The sequence below is a fragment of the uncultured Campylobacter sp. genome, assembly GCF_938018035.1.
Taxonomy (GTDB): domain Bacteria; phylum Campylobacterota; class Campylobacteria; order Campylobacterales; family Campylobacteraceae; genus Campylobacter_B.
In genome coordinates this window covers 1-1,190 of record NZ_CALIJF010000156.1, presented here as the reverse complement: position 1 = coordinate 1,190, position 1,190 = coordinate 1, and the positions used below count along the sequence as shown (strand labels likewise).

The window sequence follows — 1,190 nt, the reverse complement described above, 5'->3', positions numbered from 1 at the left end:
GGCTCTCGCCTGCTTCTTCGCGTATATCTTTTATGCCTTGTAAGCTGCGCGTCACCGCATCTGCGTCAAGATCGCGCCGTGCCTTTAAAGCACGCAAATCTATCCTGCATAAAATTTCGCTTCTTCGCCGTATTCGCTTCCTGCCGCACTTTGTCGTGCTTGTCTGCCGCGAGCCGTCGCCGCCTTATTTCGCAACCGCACCTGCCACGCATACATACCGCGCTCGTTGTAAGCTTCAGCGGGCGCGCCTTAAAATTTCAGCCGAAAAGCTCTATTTAGCGCCGCGTCCGAGTAAGAACAATCTCACCGCTTGTTCGGAGACGCGGGCTAAATTTTGTGTCGCGGTCTCTTTTTCCATCGCGCGCTCAAGACTTATAGGTTCGTTTAGGATGCAAAAAAATGCGCCTATGCCTCGCTCATTACAGCCGCCGGCACAGGGCGAGATACCGCCTGCCAGCGCGATTACGGGCACTCCGTAGGAAGCGGCGATCTTCGCGACACCGCAAGGGGTTTTGCCCATTGAGCTTTGAAAATCGAGCCTTCCTTCGCCTGTGATGACGAGCTCGGCGCCTTGCATATCGCGCTCTAGTCCGATCTGCTCGGTGATGATGTCGATGCCTGGCTTAAGCGTCGCGTTTAGAAAGCTCACGAAGCCAAAGCCTAGCCCGCCGGCAGCTCCTGCTCCGGGGTTATTCCAAAGCTCGCGTCCGAGGTGTTTGCTTACGACGCTTGCAAAATTTATAAGTCCTGCATCGAGCTGCTTTACCATCGCCGCATCCGCGCCCTTTTGCGGAGCGTAAATATATGCCGCGCCGTTTTCGCCAAAGAGCGGATTATCCACGTCGCAGGCGATAAGAAACTCGCACTCTTTAAGATGCGGCAGCACCGAAGTGCAATCTATCGTGGCGAGTTTAATCAGATCCTCGCCCGCTCCCGCAAGCTCTGCGCCATTTGCATCTTTAAATTTAAAGCCGAGCGCGCGCAGCATACCCATACCCGCGTCATTCGTAGCACTTCCGCCGATACCGATGATAAACTTTCGCGCGCCGTGTGCGATCGCATGCGCTATCATCTCGCCAAAGCCGTAGGTGCTCGTTTTTAGCGGGTTGCGGCGCGATTTTTCGATGAGCGGCAGACCCGATGCGGACGCCATTTCTAAGATGCCTAGCTCGCCTTTTAAGGCGTAGCGC

General features: G+C 55.2%; 1 protein-coding gene. It reads right to left on the bottom strand.

Annotated elements, in window-relative coordinates; genetic code table 11:
• Window positions 1-271: 271 nt before the first annotated feature.
• On the bottom strand, window positions 272-1,190 hold a 919-nt coding region (locus Q0257_RS04705; RefSeq protein WP_298022159.1), incomplete at its 5' end, for a glycerate kinase.